9 protein-coding genes are annotated in these 18,657 nt (G+C 40.1%); 2 read left to right on the top strand and 7 right to left on the bottom strand.

Translation table 11 applies throughout. The annotated features are described in order from the left end of the window. Positions 1-105 precede the first annotated feature (105 nt). Entirely contained in the window at positions 106-2,949 is a 2,844-nt protein-coding gene (locus SJY45_RS11265) for a TonB-dependent receptor domain-containing protein (RefSeq protein WP_400070771.1), read from the top strand. 50 nt (positions 2,950-2,999) lie between these two features. Then, positions 3,000-5,234, top strand: a complete 2,235-nt coding sequence (locus SJY45_RS11260; RefSeq protein ID WP_400070769.1) for a hypothetical protein — start codon at positions 3,000-3,002, stop codon at positions 5,232-5,234. 110 nt (positions 5,235-5,344) lie between these two features. Here SJY45_RS11260 and SJY45_RS11255 read toward each other — a convergent pair whose 3' ends face one another. The 7 genes from SJY45_RS11255 to SJY45_RS11225 all read right to left on the bottom strand — a co-directional run bounded on the left by SJY45_RS11255 (position 5,345) and on the right by SJY45_RS11225 (position 18,639). Then, entirely contained in the window at positions 5,345-6,448 is a 1,104-nt protein-coding gene (locus tag SJY45_RS11255) for an acyltransferase family protein (RefSeq protein WP_400070767.1), read from the bottom strand. A gap of 13 nt (positions 6,449-6,461) precedes the next feature. Continuing rightward, entirely contained in the window at positions 6,462-8,270 is a 1,809-nt protein-coding gene (locus tag SJY45_RS11250) for an alkaline phosphatase (RefSeq protein WP_400070765.1), read from the bottom strand. A 75-nt stretch (positions 8,271-8,345) separates the two neighbouring features. Then, positions 8,346-9,935, bottom strand: coding sequence for a RagB/SusD family nutrient uptake outer membrane protein (locus SJY45_RS11245; protein WP_400070763.1), 1,590 nt, complete (start codon positions 9,933-9,935; stop codon positions 8,346-8,348). Between the two features lie 19 nt (positions 9,936-9,954). Continuing rightward, entirely contained in the window at positions 9,955-13,020 is a 3,066-nt protein-coding gene (locus SJY45_RS11240; protein ID WP_400070761.1) for a SusC/RagA family TonB-linked outer membrane protein, read from the bottom strand. A 178-nt stretch (positions 13,021-13,198) separates the two neighbouring features. Then, positions 13,199-16,921 carry a two-component regulator propeller domain-containing protein gene (locus tag SJY45_RS11235; RefSeq protein ID WP_400070759.1) on the bottom strand — a complete coding sequence of 1,241 codons (3,723 nt, stop codon included), beginning with the start codon at positions 16,919-16,921 and terminating at the stop codon, positions 13,199-13,201. A 119-nt stretch (positions 16,922-17,040) separates the two neighbouring features. Further along, positions 17,041-17,691 (bottom strand): hypothetical protein, encoded by a 651-nt coding sequence (locus SJY45_RS11230; RefSeq protein WP_400070757.1) that lies wholly within the window; start codon positions 17,689-17,691, stop codon positions 17,041-17,043. A 45-nt stretch (positions 17,692-17,736) separates the two neighbouring features. After that, positions 17,737-18,639, bottom strand: a complete 903-nt coding sequence (locus SJY45_RS11225) for a serine/threonine protein phosphatase (protein ID WP_215437673.1) — start codon at positions 18,637-18,639, stop codon at positions 17,737-17,739. Positions 18,640-18,657: the final 18 nt, after the last annotated feature.

Genomic DNA, 18,657 nt, shown 5'->3' with positions numbered 1-18,657 from the left:
TAATATAGTAACATAAACCTAACCTTATTGCAATAAAGGTTTAACATACACGTAACTCGACTTTTACTTCACGTGGCGTTATTTGCGGCGTTATAAAACTAGATAATGAGACTAATATACTTTATTGCCCTTTGCCTTTTTTCAATTCAATTAAGCGCCCAAGACACTGGGAGTATTATCGGTAAACTTACTGATAAAGAGATGAATGACGATCCCTTGCCATTCGCTAATGTAGTGATAAAAGGAACTACTACAGGTACAACTTCAGATTTTGATGGACTTTATGAAATAGCAGGTCTTGAGCCGGGAACTTACGTTGTATCTTATAGTTATTTAGGATATGAAACTGTAGACATTCCAGATGTAGTGGTTGAAGCTGGAAAAGTAACAACAATAAATGTGCCGATGAGTGCTGGGGGCGGATTTGAATTGAGTGAAGTTGTGGTAACCACGGTTTCCAGAAAGGATTCTGAAATGGCACTTTTACTTGACCAGAAAAAAGCGATTACCCTAGAAACTTCTATTGGTGCCCAGGAATTAGCGCGTAAAGGTGTTAGCGATGCGGCCACTGCAGTTACTAAAGTAACGGGAATTTCTAAAGAAGAAGGTTCCGGAAACGTTTACGTAAGAGGTTTGGGAGATAGGTTCAATATTACAACATTGAACGGGCTTCCGTTACCTTCTAACAACACTTCAAAAAAGAACATCGATCTAGGTGTTTTTACTTCAAGCATTATAGAATCTATTGGAATAGATAAGACATACAATGCAGCCAATTACGGAGATTTTGGTGGAGCAAACGTTAATATTGTTTCCAGAAATTACAACGGTGATGGTTTTTTTGATGTTAGTGCCTCTGTTGGTGGTAACACTGAAGCCTTGGGTGTTGATCAATTTTATTTGAACGATGGTCCTGATTTTTCAGGATTCTATAACGCGGATATTCCAAACAATCCGTTTTCCGATACTTTTGATACCAGTTGGGACAGGGAAGCTGTGGGTACTCCGGTTAATTCAAGCTTTTCACTTAAAGGAGGTGACTCCTATACTATAGGCGAAGAATCTAGGTTGAGCATTTTTGGGGTAGCGTCTTTTAGTAACAAGCATAGTTATAACGAAGGTATCAACAACGGTCAGCCAAACGTTGGTAACGGTCTTCCTAACTCTGCTTTTGACTTTACTACTTTTGATTATTCTACGGCCACTACATTAATGGGTAACGTAGGGTATAGAATTAATAATGCCAATAACATTAAGTACAATCTATTGGTATTGAACAACTCTAGCCAAAAGCAACAAGAGTTTTTCGGAATCTTGGATAGGGAAGATGATGCACCGGAAGGTGGTGGATTTATTCAACGTGCCACTTTTGAAAGAACCACTTTATATGTACATCAGTTATTGGGAGAGCATAATCTTTCAGAGAATATTGATGTGAATTGGGGAGGAGCCTATAACTACGTAAAAAACTTAGTTCCGGACAGACGCCAAAACACGGTTTTACCGGTACGGAACAACAATCCTGATGGTCCTAAATCATTTGCATTGGTTTCGGCCGCTTCTGAAAACCACCGCTTTTTCCAAGAGTTGGATGAGCAGGAAATTGCAGCTAACCTTTCGGCTACTTACAAGTTTAAAGAAAATGAAGACGAAGGTTTTGATGGAAAATTAACTGTTGGTTATAACGGTAGGTTTAAGTCGGTAGATTTTGACGCAACACAGTTCAACTATCGTTTTTTAAGACCAAATGACCAGCCGGAGGTAGATATTAGACAAATTGATCAATATTTTGATCAAAACCCATTAAGTGCAGGTCTTTATCAAATAGGAACGTTTAGAGGTGGCGCTTCTATCCCTGGGTCGTTAAACCCACAGACCTTTGGAGGGGAACAGCAGATTAATGCGGCTTTCGTTACTTTGGAATACAAGTTCAATCCTAAACTTACTTTGTTTGCAGGTTTAAGAGGAGAACAAATAACTCAGGAGATAGACTGGAATACAACTTTTGGTGAGGATTCAAGTAAATTAGATACGTTTGAGTTTCTACCTTCTTTAGCATTCAAGTATGAGTTGAACGAGAAGCAGAACTTAAGGTTTGCAGCAAGTAAGACCTATACTTTACCACAGTTTAAAGAAAGAGCTCCTTTCTTGTTCCAGGAAGATATTACGCAGGATTCTTACGGTAACCCGGATTTACAGAACTCTACCAATTACAATTTTGATTTAAGATGGGAGCTTTTCCCTACTTCAAGCGAGATTCTTTCTTTTGGAGTATTTGCCAAGTATATAGAGAATCCTATCAACACTTTCCTTGTGGTTTCTGCTGCTAACGATTTAAGTTATGCCAACACTGGGGATAGCGCTACTGCTTTTGGTCTAGAATTCGAAGCTAGGGTAAACCTATTTGAAAACGAGATTGAGATTGCCGATGATTTTCTTGAAGAAAGATTAAGTCTTGGGGGTAACATATCTTACTTGAACACCAACCAGAAATTACAATCTGAAAAAGTGGCCAGCGAAACCAGTTTGGCAGCTGCTTTTACCAATACGGAAGCGCCGCTACAAGGTGCATCGGATATTATTGTAAACGGAGATGTTAGTTTCTACAAAGAACTTAAGAACAACAAAGACCTTAACGCCACTATAGCCGCTAACTATTTTTCAGAAAGACTTTATGCTCTTGGTAGTACAGGACGTGGACATTTGATGGATAAAGGGTTTGTAACGTTGGATTTCATTTCGTCCATGCAATTGAACGAACACTTTAAAATTGGAATTAGCGCTAAAAACTTATTGAACCCACTTATTGAAAGAGTTACTGAGAACGCAGAAGGAGACTTGGATACCGTAAACCCGGCAGTTCCTGGATTTTTGGAAGATGGTCCTGTAACCGATTTGTCTTATAAGAGAGGGTCTGATCTATCCCTTACGTTAACATTCAGCTTCTAAATACGAGTTTTAACCATAATAAATTACCTAACTATTTAAATTTTCAGAAAATGAAAAAAACAATTTTCTCTTTAATGCTAAGTCTAGCTGCAATGACCTTGGTGGTTTCTTGTAGCGATGATGACAATTTGCCGACAAACGACCCCACTTGTAGTGATGGTATAAAGAACGGTGACGAAACTGATATTGATTGTGGAGGTTCTTGTGAGCCTTGTTCTACAACTGGAACTTCTGAAGACTTAGAAGGCGATATTACCGAAGATACAGAATTAGATGCAGCTACGGCCTATAACCTTACAGGTGCTTACATAGTTAAGTCTGGAGCTACATTAACTATCCCTGCAGGTACTACTATTAAAGCCGCAGGTGGTACAGCCGCTTTTATTGGTGTTGAAAGAGGTGCAAAAATAAACATTAACGGTACAGCTGCTGCTCCTGTAGTGCTTACTTCAGGTTCTGCTAGTCCTGCCCAAGGAGACTGGGGTGGTTTGGTTATTGCCGGTGACGCTCCAACCAACAAAGGTGTTGACGTTACTACAGAGGTAGGTGACCTTACTTACGGTGGTGCAAACGCTGCGGATAACTCTGGTAGTATTACATACTTGAGAGTTGAGTATACCGGTGCTACTTTCTCTAACGATAAGGAGTTTAACGGTGTTTCTTTATTCGGTGTGGGTTCTGGTACTAAATTCGAGAACGTTCAGTCTTACATGGGTGGAGATGACGGTATCGAGTTCTTTGGTGGAGCTGTTGAAGGTGTTAACCTTGTTTCCATAGGAAGTGGTGACGATTCAATAGATTTTGCCGATGGTTGGACAGGTAACGGTACAAACTGGTATATTGCCGAAGGTGCTAAAGCTGGTATTGAAGGTTCTAACAACGGCGATGATGGTAACGCTACTCCTGTAACAACTACTACATTGAAAAATATTACTGTTGTAGGTCCTGTAAGTGAAGGAGCCCTTTTCTTCAAAGAAGGTGGTGGTAACTTTACTGTTGAAAACTTCTTTGTTAGTGGTGCTGATTTGGGTATCAACGTAAAAGATACGGATACTGAAGCCAATGCTAGAATTGATGCTGATGATCTAATGATTTCTAACATTCAATTTGCTGATACTCCAGCTGAGTTTGCTGCTACTAATTACGCAGGTACTAATGCTGACTTCTACGTAGAAGGTGTGGCTACAGGTGCTGGTAACGGTGCTGCTGCTCCTGACTGGGCTGCTGGTTGGACTATAGGATTGAGCAATAGCGCTGCTGCTTCTCAGTTGAACCTTGCCGGTGAAATTTCCGGTGATGTTGAGTTAGACGCTAATGTAGAGTATCTTTTAACTAGCGGATTCGTTGTTAAAGAAGGTGGTTCGCTTACAATTCCTGCAGGAACTACTATTACTGCAACAGGTGGTACTGCTGCCTTCATAGGTGTTGAAAGAGGTGCTACTATTAACATTAACGGTACAGCTACTGCTCCTGTTGTTATGACATCCGGTGCTGAAAATCCTGCCCAAGGTGACTGGGGTGGTTTGGTTATTGCCGGTGACGCTCCAACCAACAAAGGTGTTGACGTTACTACAGAGGTAGGTGACCTTACCTACGGTGGTGCAAACGCTGAAGATAATTCAGGTAGCATTACATACTTGAGAGTTGAGTATACCGGTGCTACTTTCTCTAACGATAAAGAGTTTAACGGTGTTTCTTTATTCGGTGTGGGTTCTGGAACTACTTTTGAAAACGTTCAGTCTTACATGGGTGGAGATGACGGTATCGAGTTCTTTGGTGGAGCTGTTGATGGTGTTAACCTTGTTTCTATAGGAAGTGGTGACGATTCAATAGATTTTGCCGATGGATGGACAGGTAACGGTACAAACTGGTACATTAAGGATGGTGCCAAAGCTGGTATTGAAGGTTCTAACAACGGTGATGACGGAGACGCTACTCCTGTAACAACTACTACATTGAAAAATATTACAGTTGTAGGTCCTGTAAGTGAAGGTGCCCTTTTCTTCAAAGAAGGTGGTGGTAGCTTTACTGTAGAGAACTTCTATACAGAAGGTGTTGATTTAGGTATCAACGTAAAAGATACGGATACTGAAGCTAACGCTAGAATTGATTCGGATGCACTTTCAATTACAACTATTGAATTTGCTAGCCCTGCTGCTGAGTTCAGTGCTAGTAACTATGCTGGTACTAACACAGACTTCTACACAGAAGGAGATGCAAGTGGTGCAGGTAATAAAGCTGGTGAGCCTGATTGGGCTGCTGGATGGACTGTAGGAATCAACTAAGAAAAACGATTTCAACTTTATATAGGAAACCCCGCAATTGCGGGGTTTTTTTATATCCTGTTTTTATGTAATACAAATATTATTTTACAAGCTTGGTAAATAAGCGGCAACTAGACCTTAATGTAAATTTTCTTCTTGTTCAACCAAAAGCCTATACTCCAACAAAAGAGCATAAAAACCAGAGCAAAGGCCAGAGAACCAAAGTAAGGACCAATCCAACTAAAACCTTTTTCGTACACATAGCTATAAAGAGATTGTTCACCATTAACCCGGATAAAGAGGGCGCCAATGGCTACATATTCCGAAAGTAGATAAATGAAAAGGGGGTTCTTCCCAAATACTTCAAAGAAATTGTAGTTAACGGGCTTTTTTACAAAGTCTATGGTATAGATAAGTACGGATAACACTACAATGTCTAGACCCACGGTAAGTGTTACAAAAGAGCTTGTCCATAATTTTTTGTTTACCGGGAAACCTAAATCCCATAGATAAGCAACCACCAATAGACCGGCACCCATCAATAGCATTTTTGCCAGCTTCTCGTAATTCATCCCGCCATCAATAATATACTTGCCTATAAGATAGCCTGCCAAGACGTTACCAATGGAAGGCAGGGTGCTTAAAAGTCCTTCTGGATCAAACGGTATACCATTGCCCATATATAGATGGCTGTCGCCTAGTATAAGACGGTCTACGGTTCTGGCAAAGTTTCCTTCAAGGGTATAGTCGCCAAATGCGGCCAACAGCCCCCAGTAGCTTAGTAATAACAAAACTGAAGCTATAATCAGCTGCCTATTGGTTAAAAAGTATATCATCACGGCACCAATGAAGTAACAGAGGGCTATACGCTGCAGCACACCTAGAATTCTAGTTTCGCTAAAAGGAATAGGGGTTAGTTCTCCTGTTTCGGTCCAAGAGAAAAAGGGAATCCAATACATGGTATACCCGAGCAAAAATATGAGTAAAGTGCGCTTTGCAATTTTTTTGAATACTTCGGAGAAAGGCTTTTCTCCCCATTTGGTCTTTACAAAAGCAAAGGCGTTACCTACGGCAAATAAAAATGAGGGAAAAACCAAATCGGTAGGGGTAAAGCCGTGCCACTTGGCATGTAACAGAGGTGAAAAGGTAGAGCTCCAGTCGCCAGGGGTATTAACAATAATCATCAGGCATACGGTCAATCCCCGGAATACATCGAGTGCTTTAAATCTTTTCATAGGTCGGTTACTTTTAGTTATCCTCTAAGTTAAGCGCTCTTTTGATCTTTTCAAACAAATGGTTGTTTTCATACGTTCCTTGAAACAATTGTGAGCCGGGGCCATAGGCAAAAACAGGAACCATAGTGGCCGTATGGTCATAGGTAGTAAAAGTGCCCTCAATGATACCTTCCTCTAGGTTGCCTTGGGGAATACTAAAACCAGAAGTTTCATGGTCTGCCGTAATGATTACCAAGGTATTGCCGGAAGTATCCGCAAACTTAATGGCTTCGGTAATGGCCCTGTCAAAGTCAATTCCTTCGGTAACGATACCACCTACATTGTTATAGTGCCCGTTGCTGTCTATTTGGGCGGCTTCAACCATTAAAAAAAACGGTTTGTCCTTAGAGTTCAAAAATTCAATACCATTTTTGGTGGCTATGGCTAGTGCATTACCACGACCTTCCAAAACTCCGGGTACTCCTTTTTCGGAAAGAAAATGACCTATTTTTTCGGATTGGTCCTTCCCTATTTCATCAATGTTGTTCAGGATATTGAATTCAGTCTTTTTCCAATCGAATTTAAAATCCTTGGCTCCGCCTCCCACAAAAAGGGACAAGTCGCTTTTTAAAAGGTCACTGGCTATTAATTCTGTATCTGAGCGGTCTTTTTGATGGGCATAGAAAGAAGCAGGGGTTGCTCCTGTAACATGGTCGGTTGTTATGATACCGGACACAAAATTATATTTAGAGAAATATTCCGGCATGTTTTCAACGGGTTTCCTTTCCGGGTCAAGCCCAATAGCCCTATTGTAAGTTTTGACACCTGTGGCCAAGGCTGTGCCCGCTGCGGCTGAATCCGTAGTAAAATCATCGGAAGATTGTGTTTTTATAAACCCAATACTCTTTAACTGTGAAAGTGTAAGCTCTCCCCCATTGGCCAAAACAGCAGAAGAAATCTGGCTTAGACCGTTGCCATCTCCAATAAGGAGGATAACATTTTTAATGGGCGTATTTTTTTGGTCCGTTATAAAAGAAGGATGGTAGACTTCCGATTTGACCGTGTTTTTATAGGTGCGTTTTTCAAGGGAGTTCAAATATGTGGGGCATTTATAGGGCATATCCGTATTTATGATATCCACTCCTAAATCCGAAAAGGCTTTCCACGCAGTTTTTGAATCTGGTGTGCCCCAAAAACGAAACGGTTTGTTGAGGTTGTGGGCCTTTTTTATAGCTTTGGATACTGATTTGTAATCTTCTTGCGTAAGCCTGCCCTTGCCATTCCATTCCGAGTAATTTTTGAAATCAACACTTATAAAAGCTACTTTTTTCCAATCACCCGTATCAAGGTCGCTTTCTAATTTTTGATGGTCAAAATACACATAGTTGGGGTAGGAGTCATAGGTGTTGGGATTAGGCCTATGACCAGAAATCACAATCTTTATATCAGGTCTTGATATGATTTCGGGATATTTTTTAAGTTCGGCCAGTATCTTTTTTAAAGTAGGCTTGGCATCGGATTTAATATCCAACATTAAGTTAAGGTTTGTGGGGTTGCCAATGTTGTTCTCAATGGCGTATTTTAAAGGGTCAAGATAAAGCGTCCGTAAAGTTTTGCCCTTTATAATTTCTGCTTCGGTATGGGTTACGTTCAGTTGTCCGTTTTTAAGGAAAATATCAGCCTCAAGAATATCAAGACCGTTTGAATATGCTTTCCAAAACGGTACGTTCTGTAGATAGTCGTTGTGCGAATGAATTAGGGTTTTTCTGCTGTGTTGTGCATTAAGAAAGGTAATGCAAAAAAGCGCCAATAGGAGAGAATACTTTGTTTTAAATCTATACATACTTTAAAATTAAGAAAAGAGTGCCCCGTTAAGAGACACTCTTTCGTAAAAAAAACTAAACTAACGAACTAATTACTACCATCCTTTGTTTTGGGGGATTCCGGATGATTCAATTACGGTACTAGGTATGGGCCAAACATTCATGTACGAAGCATCAAAATTTCTTGCAGGCCATACAATTTCTGAGGTATATGGTGAGTCTGGGTTGGAACGGTCTTTGTAAATACGGCCGTAGATGGGTTGCGCATATACTTCTGCGGCATCGCCCCAACGAACTAAGTCAAAATGCCTGTTAGCAAATTCGCCGGCAAGTTCAACCCTTCTTTCGTGTTTTAAATCTTCTATGGTAGCGTTTGTAATGGCTGGAAGACCTGCTCTTTCCCGAACCATATTTAATGGGGCATCTCCATTTTTACCATCCATGATAAGTGCTTCGGCCTTCATAAGCAACACTTCCGCGTAGCGCATTAAAGGAACATTATAAATAGTTGAAGGGTCATCTCCATTGCTGTTCAAATAAGTACCTATGGGATTTTCAAACTGGAATTCGTACATGTACTTATTGAACTGAAAACCGGATAAGGAGTTTTCTGATTGGTACCTTCTGGTTTCACCGAAAAAAGTAAATTCATCACCAAAATTTAGAACGGTAACCGCTTTTCTGGCATCGCCATCTTCAAACTCGTTATAAAGTCCTTCGGAAGGAGTGTAATAGCCCCAGCCATTGTATTTGCCCCAGCCTTTGTTCTCCAACATAACACCTGTTAGGATACTGCCCTTGTCTACTCCGGAGTTAACGGACCAAATATATTCGCTGGTCCAATTGTTCAGGTTACTGTGCAGTTCACGGTAATCTTGAGATGGATTGCCCGTATTGATCAATGCCCTTCCCGAACCACTGTTGGTAACCGCATCTGCATATTTTACAACTTCAGCATATCTAGCAGCGTCATATTGTGCCCAATAAAGATTGGTTTTGGCCATATACGCCAATGCGGCATCTTTATGCGGGCGGCCATAATTCTCGGATGAATAGTCTGTGAACAACGGTAACAGTTCTGAAGCTTTCATTAGATCTGCCTCTATCTGTTTGTAATTTTCAACCACACTTGCCGGTCTGGAATAACTACCGGGTTCATCGTTCATGTTTTCTTCCGTAACAATAGGAACTCCACCATTGTTGCCGTTGTCTCCATAGGTATGGGCTACCCAGAAATAGCTAAAAGCGCGCATAAAATAGGCTTCTCCCAAATATTGGTTTTTTAACGTTTCGCTGATGTCCATATTGGGGATGTTCAAGATAATATCATTGGCGCGACGGATTACCTTGTAACTTTTGGGGTAACAGGTAGAGGTGTAACCTCCTTCACCACCGGTAATGTTAAAATCCTTGATATTATCGGCGGAAGCTTTAATACGACCGGTAATCATATCGTCCGAAGCATTAATGTACCAGAAGAATCCTCTTGAGAACATTTCTTGGTCCGTCATGAATTCGTACATACTGTTAACCGCTTCTGCAGCATCTTGTTCAGTGGCCCAAAAGTTGGCATACGAGGTGCTTCCCAAAGGGTCAACTTCGGTAAAATCGTCCGAGCACGTAATTAGGTTAAGACCGGCAAAGCCTATTGCCAAGCTCATTATTTTTATTCTATTGAATTTCATTTTTCTAAATGTTTTGTTGTTAAAGCGATAAAGACAATCCTGCCGTAATTGTTCGGGAAAGAGGGTATCTGGCAATATCCAATCCTTTGCCACCAACCTCAGGGTCAATTCCTGTGTAATCCGTAATCGTGAATAAGTTTTCCGCAGAAATGTAAAAACGTAATGATGAACCAGGCAATACGGAATTCATAATGCGGTCATTGATCGTGTACCCAAGGGTTACGTTTTTCATTCTTAAGTACGATGCGTCTTCAAGGTACCAGCTAGAAGCTAGTCCAAAGTTCTGGTTGTCATCTTTTGTAGATAACCTTGGGGTTGTTGCTCCGGTATTTGAAGATGACCATGCGTCTAGTACCCTGTTGTCTAAGTTATATCCGGTAAGTGATGCGTTATAGGTGGAAAATTTGTAGCCGTTAAACACTTCAACACCAGAAACCCCTTGGAACAACATGCCTAGGTCAAAATTCTTGAAATTTAGGTTCAAGCCAAAGTTATAGGTGAAATCTGGCTGGTAACTATCATAGAAAATCTTATCATTATCGTCTATTTTTCCATCATCATTGCTATCCGCAAATTTAAAATCCCCAGGCTGCGCGTTAGGCTGAATTAAATTGCCATCTTTTACATGGGCATCAATTTCTGCCTGATTTTGGAAAACTCCCAGTTGAGGTACTACATAAACAGAGTATAAAGCTCTACCTACTTCTGAACGATAAGGTCTAAGAACCCCTCTAACATTGTCCGTATGGGCAATAAAATCTATACCACTTTTATTATAACCGTCTAGGTTTACCAACTCATTGTCCAGCACACTGGTATTGGCATTAACCGTGAAATCTAGCTCTCCTATTTTGTTAGAGTAACTTGCGGATATTTCAAAACCATTGTTTTTAACTTCTCCTCCGTTAACATCTGCAGCGCTCGTACCTTGGTTAAGGTCTTCAAGACCAGGAAGAATCATTCCTTTGGTGCTTTTTTCAAAATAATCAAAAGTAAGGCTTAACGTGTTGTTGAAAAGTGCGGCGTCCAGACCAAAGTTAACAGATTCCGATACTTCCCAATTTAAATCGGGGTTAGATTGCTTGCCCACAAATGCACCTTTGTCATCAAAAGAGGCATCTTCGCCAATGGTTACTACGGTTGTATTCAACGGAACATCAAAAGAGTAGTAGCCTACAGAATTAATATTTCCTATCTGCCCCCATGAAGCCCTAAATTTTAAATCGTTAATAGCTTCAACATTAAAGAACGATTCGTCCGATAACCTCCAGCCTACGGTGGCAGATGGAAAATTGTCCGCTTGGTTGTTTGCGGCTAGACGAGACGTTTGGTCCCTTCTGATGCTTCCTGAAATAAAGTACCGGTTTTTGAAATTGTACATAACCCTACCAATGGCAGATGTTAGTGCATCTTCATAAACTTGACTGGAGGGGTTTCGTATAATGGAAGCGTTGGATAAGTATTGGTTGAAGGCTTGTTCGTTGCTAAATCCTTCACCCTTACTGGTAAGTTTTTCAAAGTCGGTATGCTGTGAGGAATAGATAGCGGTAACATCAAGGTTGTGATCGCCAAATGATTTCTTATAGCTTAACTGGTTGTCCCATACCCAACGGTTGGTTGTAGCGTTACTTTGCTCAAGATAGTTGTTAGGGTTGGAGCGACCTAGTTCCGGTACTTTGGGCTGAAATCTTTTGTATTCGGAATCTGTGTAACTATAGGAGTAAGTAGTCTTAAAAGTTAGACCGTCTACAATATCATATTGTAAAAAGACATTGGCATTTAAAAAGTTTGTAGGAGCTGTAGTAGTTGGTCTTAACAACAAGGCTAAAGGGTTATACACATCTCCGTACGCCCCTGCAAATTGGGAAAGGTTCTCTGGGGCAACACCTGCAAAACTACCATTTTCATAACGGGTAGGAGAGGCAGAAGGCATGTAAATGGCGTTTATTATGGTTCCTGAATATGGGTTGTCCGTATTGGTTCCTACGGCTTCGGTTTTTGAGAAATATACGTTTTCGCCTATTTTGATTTTATCGGAAAGGTCAAAATCTGACTTCACTCTAAAGTTATAGCGCTCTGAACTTGTTCCTTCTAAAAGACCGTCTCTTTTGGTGTATCCAAATGAAGTTAGGTAGTTCATGCTATCGCCTGCGCCACTTATGTTAACATTTGCATTGTTGATGCCTGCAGGTCTAAAAATAGCGTCTACCCAATTGGTACGGTTTACTTGCCCATAAGGGTTTTGTTCTGGGTCGTGAGCAGATTGTCTTGGGGTTCCGGCGTTGTCCGCTGCGGTATTGTAAACCTGAGATTGCTGTTGCGCCGTTAACGGAGTAGGTAAGTTTGTAGCTTCTTGTATACCACCGTAATAATCTACGGTTACACGAGGTTTGCCGGACTTTCCTTTTTTAGTTTGAATAACGATAACACCGGATGCGGCTTGAGCTCCATAAATAGCAGCCGAAGCAGCATCTTTAAGAACGGAAACGGATGCTATATCGTTAGGGTTTATAGCAGGCCCGTAGTAAGGAACACCATCAACTACGGTAAGCGGACTTTCATTGGCGAAAGTTCCCAGCCCCCTAATAACAACGTTGCCACTAGCGGTAGGATCTCCTCCTTGAGACAATACGGTTACACCGGCAACATTACCCTGTAAAAACTCTGTAACGTTGGATACAGGCCGGGAAGCAATTGTCTCCACGTTGTTTACTGTGGCAATGGCCGTGGTTAAATCGCCTTTTCTGGATGAGCCGTAGCCTATAAGTACTACTTCATCTAAAAAACTGGCCTCTTCGGTCATAGCGATGTTTAAGGTTTCATCTCCGGAATATGGTATTTCTTGAGTGGCAAAACCCAAAGAGGAGATTACTAACGTTCCGTTTTCTTCGGAAAGATTCAATGTAAAATTGCCATCAAAATCAGTGGAAGTACCCACTTGGGAATTTCCTTTTACAATAATTGATGCGGAAGGAATGGGCATTCCGTCCGTTTCGGAAACTACCGTTCCCTTTACTGTTACCTGCGAATAAGAAAAGGAAAGACATCCTAATGTTATTAGCAGAGATAAGTACACTTTTTTCATTTAGGTAGAATTTTAAAATTGGTTATCTACCAAAAGTAGGTGGAGACGTTTCTTTACCAGATGAAAAAAGAATCATAAAGGTGTACTTATGACTCAAAAATGGGGTTGTATGGTTTCTTTTTGGTGCACTTTGGTTACAGTAATCCTAACGTAACCTTGTGATAATATGCGGTTAACACTAAGGTTGAGCCATTTTTGCCCTATACCCTTTTGGACTATAGTCAAAATTCTTCTTAAATAGACGGCTAAAATACTTTGGGTCGTTAAAACCGCACTCCGTACTTATTTCAGAAATGTTCAATGAGCGGTTTTGGAGGAGATATTCCGCTTTTTGCAATCTGAGTTTTATAATTACGTCGGAAGGGGATTGTTGCAGTACTTCTTTAAAGGCGCGGTAGCATTTTATTTTGGATACGAAAAGCATTTCTTTCAACTTCTGAACGTTGAAGGATGGGTCGTGAAGGTTTTCATTTATAAGCTTCAGTGCCTTTTTTACTAATTTTTCATTAACGGATAAAGTTTGGTCCTCTGTAAAAGGTGTTTCTAAAAACAAGTGTTTGGCACTGTGATTGGCAAATTCTTTTCTAACGGATAGTAGTTTTGTGAGCTTACTTTGGATAAAAGATTTGCTAACAGGTAACTGTATAAAGGCATCTACACCAAGCTCAGTGGTCTGTATACGTAAGGCATGGTCAATATCTTCGGATATGTAAAGGGTAGGAAGCGCCATTTGTTTTCCGTTGTTCTTGGTAAGATGAAACAGCTGCACCAACTGCTCGTCAATGGTAATATTGTACAGCACCAAGCAGTGAATGTTCACATGCTTAATAGCGGAGGAAATTGCTGCTGAGGTACGTTCAAATACTAAATTGTTTTCAGGGTTGTCAAACAGCTGAAAGGCAGGTAGGTAATCGTTGTCGTTACAGAATATAAGGATATTGTTTTTGTCAGATGGTAGTTTTTGGTTCAGGTCTAAGTGTTTCCATAATACCTCTTCCGTTTTTTGATTGGTGTCCACTACTTTTATAGGCAACAGTGCAGCAATGGTCAGGGTTTCTTCGTTTTTTACGGTCAGAGTCCCTTCCATGGCCGTTAATAGGGTGTTAGCAGCTCTATAGTAAGGACTATAATGCTGTATGCTGAAAAAATTATCAATAAGGACTTTGCTATTGGATTCAATAACAAGTTCTAATGACGTATCTACCGTTCGTACAATTACCTTTAAAAAGCTGTTCTTGGAAATGTATTTTAAGATGTCATTAAACAGATATTTAAAAAATAGTTTAAAGCGTAGAGAGTCCAACTCAACCCATTGGTCTTCTATGTTTAAGGAGTAATCTAAGTTTATTTTTGATTTTTTGGCGTGCGCAGAAAGTCCGTCAACTAAGATTTTTATGGATTGCTTTATTTTGGTTGCGGATTTTTTAAGTTCGCCAATATCTTTGGAATTGGTAAGGTAATCCCATTCTGAAAGCAATGTAATCAACCTATTGGATTCGTTGTTTATACTCTGTTTTACGCCTTCATTTTGCTCAAGTTGTTTTGAGTTCTCTATAATCTTGGACACCGGCTCCTTAAATTCGGACAGGACGAAGGTCTTAAATTTTTCAATTTCAAAATCTTCATTTTTAAGCTGATGATAGGAATTTAAAAGTTCCTCTCTTTGGCGGTTTATTTCCTTGTTCTTCTCATCTAAGGTTTCGTTTACTTTAACTAATCGTTCCTTTTGGCGGTTTATGGTTTGCGTTCGTTCTTCAATTTTAAGCTCCAGTTTTTTCTGGTTTTTTGCAATGTTTCGGTTTCGTACCAATACCCAACCCGTAAATGCTAAAAGAGTAGTGGCCAACAGCAAAATATAGAACCAAGGAGTTTTGTAAAATGGTTTTCGGATTACAATAGGTATACTTTTAAAAGCAAGGTCTTGGGACAAAGAATTTTTTACTTCAAAAATGTATTCTCCATCGGGCAAATCCGTGTATTGAATAGGGGAATCCAAGAAGGATTTAAACTCATTGTCATATCCCACCAATTTGTAAAGTATTTGGTTATTGGGGTCTTTAGTAAAAACAATGGGCTCTATGGATACTTCTAAAGAATTTTCGGTATAGTTTTTTGTTATGCCTTGGGAAAAATCATTGCTATTGTCAATATGCACTTTAAGCTTGGGGAGCTCTTTGGTAATATTGATAGTTGTTGGAGAAAAGTGGTTTAGGCCATTTATTCCGGCAAAGAATATAGAGCCTTTTCGATCTTGGTAATAGGCGCCTTCGGAGAATTCCCTGCCTTGCCAGCCTTCGTCCATATTTAAAGACGTTACAGAAAAGTCATTTCGGTCAACGGCAGCTATCCCTTTGGTGGTGCTTATCCAGATTTTGTCGCTATCTAAAAGCATACCATAAACCATGTGACTTGGCAATCCTTCTTTTTCGGTAATATTATGAATTAGGCGGTCTTTCTTGTCATATATACTTATGCCACCCAAACTGGCAATCCAGTAATATCCGGACTGCTTGTCCTTAAAAGAGGAATAGACGCTATTGCCCAAAATACCGTCATTAATCGTAATGTCTTTTAATGTTCCTGAAGGGATGTCCAATAGAAGTAGACCTTCGTTCTCAGTACTTATCAGAAGTTCGTTATCTGCGTATGCTATATTTCTAATATGGTAAGAACTTAGGGCTTCTTGTCCTTTAAATGATTCAAATTGATTTGTTTTTAAGTTGAATTTGGCCGCTCCGCCCCAGCAGGCTACCCATATATTGTTGGCATTGTCTTCTTGAAAGGAGTAGTTTCTATCATTGGGCAGCTCCGGGATATTTTTTGATTGGTAAAGTGAATAACTTCCGTTTTTTATCCGGATAATGCCGGCATAGGTGCCAATCCAGATTTCTCCCGATTTATCAGTGTACAGTGAACGGATGCGTTCCCAATCCGAATTTTTTGCCACCTCTTTGATCTTGAACTTTACAAAACATTTTTTTGTTTGATCATAATAGAATACGCCTTTTGTATAGTACCCCAACCAAATACGACTTTTAAAATCTGTTGTAATGGCACGTATAGTTTCGTTAGGTAGGTGCGGGAATTCGTAGGGATGGGGCGTTATGGTCGTAATCTGTTCGGAGCCTGTATAGGCCATGCTTAGTCCGCCATCTTTATGTCCTAACCAAATGTTACCAAAACCATCTTCATATATTTTTTCTACCTCATTACTTTTAAAGCTATAAGGGTCATAAAGGTCATGGAAATAATGGTCTATTTGCTCGTTATCTCTATTACTTGCATTGTTTGGAATAATATAAACACCGTTTTTTCTTGTGGCGTACCAGATATTTCCGGATCGGTCCTTGAGAACATCGTTTATAATTGAATTTGGATATTTGCTGAGCAAGATGCCCTTAAGTATGCCTTTGTCTTCTTGCTTCTCCTCAACAAATTCGGATTTAACAAATTTCCCTTCCGTAAATGTATAGCTGGACTTACTGGTTTTTATTCCAATATTACCATTTTTAGTAAGCGTTATGTATTTGGGTGCATCATCAAAAACAAAATTTTGAAACTGTCCGTCACTAATGTACCTACTTAGCTTTTTCTCTTTGGTGAGTATCCAAATATGGCCCTCGCGGTCTTTTTTTAACCTTTCTATATTGTTTCCGGCTATTGACTTGGGCGTTTTTAAGTCGTGTTTGTAAGCCGTAAACGTATTACCGTTATAGCTATTAAGACCGTCCCAGGTTGCAATCCACAATATCCCATCATGGTCACTAACAATATCTGTAATGGAGTTGTTAGAGAGTCCGTCGTTAGTACTAAGGGTCTTGAATTTTATGTGCTGGGCAAAAACAGATGTGCCCAGCATCCACATAAAAAGAGTTAAAAGAAGAAGAGGGGACCGTTTCATACTACTGCTTTTTATTGGGGCTAGCGCTAAAATAATGAAATTAAGTTTTATGCACAGTTTTCAAGATAATGGGGCACTTTGAAGCTTTCCGTCAAAAAAGAGTAATACATGCAAGGTACTTATTCCCCTAATTCGGTAATTTTCTTTTCGTACAGTTTTTTGCTTTCCACAACGGCCACGTTCAGTTCTTGCATAATACCATCTACACGGCCCTCTATACTTTTCATTTGGTCGTTTATATTGTCAAAAGAATTTAGGGCTGCTGCCACTTCTAGGGCTTTTACGACCTCTACGGCATCGCCATGTAAAAGTTTTAGTTTGTCAATGGCTTTTGAAGTATTGGCTAAAGTACCGTTGTATTTGGTCTTTGCTTTTTTAATGGCTCCTAAAAGCGTTTTTTTGCTGGTCTCATCACTTAGGCTGTTGGTCTGTTTTTCCATTGCAGTAAAAAGATTAGAGGCCTTCTCTTTTAAATCTTCGTATTCTTTGTTAAGATTTTGTACGCGGCGGTCTACCTTTTCCCAATCGCCATATACCTTTGCAAATTCCTTGTCTTCGTTCTTTGTGTCTTCCAGTGCACTCTTTAATGCATTGAGCGATTCTAGGCCTTTGTTCACGTTCTTATTGGCCGTTTCTTTCTTGTTCTCAAAAGCATTTACCTGAGACTTGAATTTATCTTTTAGACGAATAAGGTCTTCCGGGCTTTTATCTTTCCAGCAAGAAGTAAGTACTAATGCAATAAGGGCAATGGATAGTGTTCTTTTAAACATGTAATTTAATATTAGTTAATGGTGGCGGTAAAGATACGTATTCTTCTAACCTTTTGCTTTCTGGTAGTCCGTCAACTTTTGTGGCCCCTCCAATAAGACCCGTACAACACGGAGTGTACCATCATCTGTGGTTGATATCTGCCATTTGATCAGTGAAATGCTGCCGTTTTCTATTTCAATACCCGTAATACTGCGTGGGTGAACGCAACTACCATCATTAAAAAACGGAATATCACCAGGCTCCGGAAAGCGTGGTCTATGGGTGTGCCCAACAATAGTAATCAACAAGTTATTTTTTAAAATCCACCTTTTAATACGGCGCTCTATTTTAATGAGCTCCTTGTAATTTTTGGCCGGGCTTGTGGGGTCTGCAATACCCCAAACCTGTAGCGGTTTCCAAAGAACTCGCACCAAAAAACGGCTCCATCGCCAAAAAGTATAGTTCCACCAATCTGCTTGGTGACCATGGGTCAAAAAGATTTCTTGTTGGGTGTCCTTGTGCTGGAGTATAATGCCTTCGTGGTATGTAATGCCCTCAAAAAGCTCTTTGGATTCCCCGTCTATGGGTTCAAAATAACTGCTTAGATGTGTTTTGACATACTGTGGGTCTTTGTAGACCATGTCATGGTTTCCCCAAATCATGTGTAGTCTACGGCCTAAATGAAATTTTCTCAATAGTCCGTATACATTCTTATGGGCCTCAAATATAGATTCAAAAAAACGGTTCTCCCAGAGCTCGTCACCATCGCCTATTTCACAATAATCAAAACCTTCCTTAAAATAGAAATTTAGTGCGTGAAAGTAAATGTTTCGGTTGTTGGCAAAGTCGTCTGCAAAACTATTGTCACCTCTGTGGCAGTCGCTAAAGAGGATAAACTTCGATTCATCGTCAAAAGGTACCATTTTGGCATTTTGGTATGCTCTGGATAACCGGGTATTGGACGACATATTGTAAATTTGCATAAA

Origin of the sequence: Zobellia russellii, assembly GCF_044597075.1 — a bacterium.
Lineage (GTDB): Bacteria > Bacteroidota > Bacteroidia > Flavobacteriales > Flavobacteriaceae > Zobellia > Zobellia russellii.
The sequence above is the reverse complement of the archived record's forward strand: the minus strand, read 5'-3'. Positions and strand labels throughout refer to the sequence as shown.